The organism is Streptomyces prasinopilosus (genome assembly GCF_001419695.1).
In the GTDB taxonomy this organism is placed as follows: domain Bacteria; phylum Actinomycetota; class Actinomycetes; order Streptomycetales; family Streptomycetaceae; genus Streptomyces; species Streptomyces prasinopilosus.
The window spans coordinates 1-3,213 of the sequence record NZ_LIRG01000766.1; the positions used below are offsets into that span (position 1 = coordinate 1).

Consider the following 3,213-nt stretch of genomic DNA (forward strand, 5'->3'; position numbering starts at 1 on the left):
CCGTCCCCGCCGTCCTCGCCGAGCGGTACGCGGGCGAGGACGGCGGGGACGGGGAGCGGCGGTGAGGCGCGACGAAGGGCGGTGAGGGGCGGCCTCCGAAGAGTTTCCGCGAAGTTCACAGGGTCTCGGGTACTGACAGACCAGGTGAACGCCGGGTACCGTCCTGTGCCAGTTCACCCGCGTGGACTGCACCACACGGAACCACAACGGAACATCCCGTCGTGGCACCACCTTCCTACTCGGATCGTCCGGCACGTTCCTGCCGGTAGAAGGGGGCCCTTCACCATGGCCACTGTCACGTTCGACAAGGCGACCCGGATCTACCCCGGTTCGACCAAGCCCGCCGTCGACGCGCTGGAGATCGACATCGCCGACGGGGAGTTCCTCGTCCTGGTCGGTCCGTCCGGCTGCGGCAAGTCCACCTCGCTCCGCATGCTCGCGGGGCTCGAGGACGTCAACGGCGGCGCCATCCGCATCGGCGACCGCGACGTCACGCACCTGCCGCCGAAGGACCGGGACATCGCCATGGTGTTCCAGAACTACGCGCTGTACCCGCACATGACGGTCGCCGACAACATGGGCTTCGCGCTCAAGATCGCCGGCGTCAACAAGGCGGAGATCCGGCAGAAGGTCGAGGAGGCCGCGAAGATCCTCGACCTGACGGAGTACCTGGACCGCAAGCCGAAGGCGCTCTCCGGCGGTCAGCGCCAGCGGGTCGCCATGGGCCGCGCCATCGTGCGCGAGCCGCAGGTGTTCCTCATGGACGAGCCGCTGTCCAACCTGGACGCCAAGCTCCGCGTGTCCACCCGTACGCAGATCGCCTCGCTCCAGCGCCGCCTGGGCATCACCACCGTCTACGTCACCCACGACCAGGTCGAGGCCCTGACCATGGGTGACCGGGTGGCGGTCCTCAAGGACGGTCTGCTCCAGCAGGTCGACACGCCGCGCAACATGTACGACCGGCCCGCCAACCTCTTCGTGGCCGGCTTCATCGGCTCCCCCGCGATGAACCTCGTCGAGGTGCCGATCACCGACGGCGGCGTGAAGTTCGGCAACTCGGTGGTCCCGGTGGACCGCGACGCGCTGGCCGCCGCCACCGACAAGACCGTTACCGTCGGCGTCCGCCCCGAGCACTTCGACGTGGCCGGTGCCGAGTCCGACCAGGGTCTCGCGGTCACCGTCAACGTGGTGGAGGAGCTGGGCTCCGACGCGTTCGTGTACGGCACGGCCGAGGTCGGCGGCGAGTCCAAGGACCTCGTCGTCCGCGTCGGCGGCCGCAACGTGCCGGAGAAGGGCAGCACGCTGCACGTCGTGCCGCGGGGCGGCGAGACCCACGTGTTCTCGACGTCGTCCGGTGCGCGCCTGTCCGACTGAGCCGGGCGTCGTCGCCTCCGGAACGCGACGGCCCGGGTGATTCACCCGAGTTGATGAAGAGGGCCCCGCAGTTCGCCGCGGGGCCCTCTGCGTTGCACCCTCATTGTCGATAAATACCCAGACATAGCGGCCCTTTCGATCAGGGTTCGTCAACGCGTTACCCGGAAATCTCCCTCACTACGTCACCCGTACCGGTGACTGAATGTCTTCACCCCATTACCGGACGCTACTCTCACACGCGTGAAGCACTCCACTACCCCTCAGACGCGACGCGGCCGGGGCCCCGCCCGCCGGGTCGGCCGCACCCTCGCCTTCGTCCTGCCCGTCGTCCTGGTGTTCTCCGGAACCCTTGCGGTCGCCGGGGTCAACTGGTCGGGGAGCCCCTCGGGTCCGGCCCTCGCCGCCGCCGACACCGACGTGTCCGGTGCGTCCTCGTCCCGTGCCTCCTCGTCCGGCGCGTCCTCGCGTGCCGCCGAGCGGACCCCGCACCAGGCGCTGCGGGACCGGCTCCTGGTCGAGTTGCACGAGGAGGACCCGGGCGTCGCCCTCACCCACCTCCAGCAGGCGGTGAACGACCGCCCGTCGCTGGCCCGGCACTGCGTGTCGATCGCGCGTGACCTCGGCAGGGCGGCGGTCCGGAGGTACGGACCCACCAGGGCCCAGTCCTACGCCCGTCCGGTCTGCGACACCTCCTTCGCGTCGGGAGTGCTCACCGCCCACGGCTGAGCCCTCCGGCCGGCCCCCTGACCACCCCTCCGCCGGACCCCTCTGCCGGATCCCTCTGCCGGATCCCTCTGCCGGATCCCTCTGCCGGATCCCTCGGCCGTCCCCCGGCCGGACCCGCTGCCCCTCCCGCGGGCAGCGGGTCACCCCGTGTCCCGGGGTCCACGGTCCGGCTCCCGGGGCGCCGCGTACAGTGCGCTCATGACCCATCCGAGCGCCGCGTCGCGCCCCGTTCAAGCCGTCGTCCTGGCCGGCGGGCAAGGCTCCCGGCTTCGTCCGTACACCGACGACCGGCCCAAGCCGATGGTCGAGATCCCCGGTACGGGAACGCCGATCATCGGCCATCAGCTCTCCTGGCTCGCCGAGGAGGGCGTGACGGACGTCGTCGTCTCCTGCGGCCACCTCGCCGAGGTGCTGCAGGAGTGGCTGGAGAACACCGACCTGCCGCTCTCCGTCACCACCGTCGTCGAGACGGAGCCGCTCGGCCGCGGTGGCGGCCTGCGGCACGCGGCCGCCCGCCTGCCGCACCCGGACCGGCCCTGGTACGCCACGAACGGCGACATCTGGACCCGTTTCTCACTGCGCGACATGGCGGACTTCCACACCGAGCGGGGCGCCGTCGCGACCCTCGCCCTGGCCCGCCCGCGCCTCCCCTGGGGCGCGGTGCAGACCGACGGGTTCGGGCACATCACCGACTTCATAGAGTCGCCGCCATCGACGTTCGAGATCAACGCGGGCGTGTACGTCTTCTCCCCCGAGTTCACCGCTCTGCTGCCGGAACGCGGCGACCACGAGCGCACCACGTTCCCGCGGCTGGCCCGTGAGCGCCGGCTGGCCGGGTTCCCGCTCCCCCAGGGCGCCTACTGGCGGGCGATCGACACCGCGAAGGACCTGACGGAGGCGGCGAAGGAACTGGCCTCCCAGAGCCGCTGAACCCCGCACCGCCCCTTCCCCGGCCGCACCGCTCGCCCGCATGACGAGGGCGGGGTCCCGCACACGGTGCGTGCGGGACCCCGCCCTCGTCATGCGGGCGAGCGGTGCGGCCGGGGAAGGGGCGGTGCGGGGTTCAGCGGCTCTGGGAGGCCAGCTCCTTCGCCGCCTCCGTCCGGTCCTTCG

General features: G+C 71.3%; 3 protein-coding genes. All 3 read left to right on the top strand.

Annotation, left to right across the window (positions count from 1 at the left end; genetic code table 11):
* Positions 1-285: 285 nt before the first annotated feature.
* The 3 genes from AOK18_RS26055 (at position 286) to AOK18_RS26065 (ending at position 3,030) form a co-directional block, all read left to right on the top strand.
* On the top strand, positions 286-1,374 hold the full coding sequence (locus tag AOK18_RS26055) for an ABC transporter ATP-binding protein (protein ID WP_055695930.1): 1,089 nt from the start codon (positions 286-288) through the stop codon (positions 1,372-1,374).
* A gap of 240 nt (positions 1,375-1,614) precedes the next feature.
* Positions 1,615-2,100, top strand: a complete 486-nt coding sequence (locus AOK18_RS26060; RefSeq protein WP_055574872.1) for a hypothetical protein — start codon at positions 1,615-1,617, stop codon at positions 2,098-2,100.
* A 198-nt stretch (positions 2,101-2,298) separates the two neighbouring features.
* Complete coding sequence (locus AOK18_RS26065) at positions 2,299-3,030, top strand: nucleotidyltransferase family protein (protein WP_055695931.1); 732 nt, start codon at positions 2,299-2,301, stop codon at positions 3,028-3,030.
* Positions 3,031-3,213: the final 183 nt, after the last annotated feature.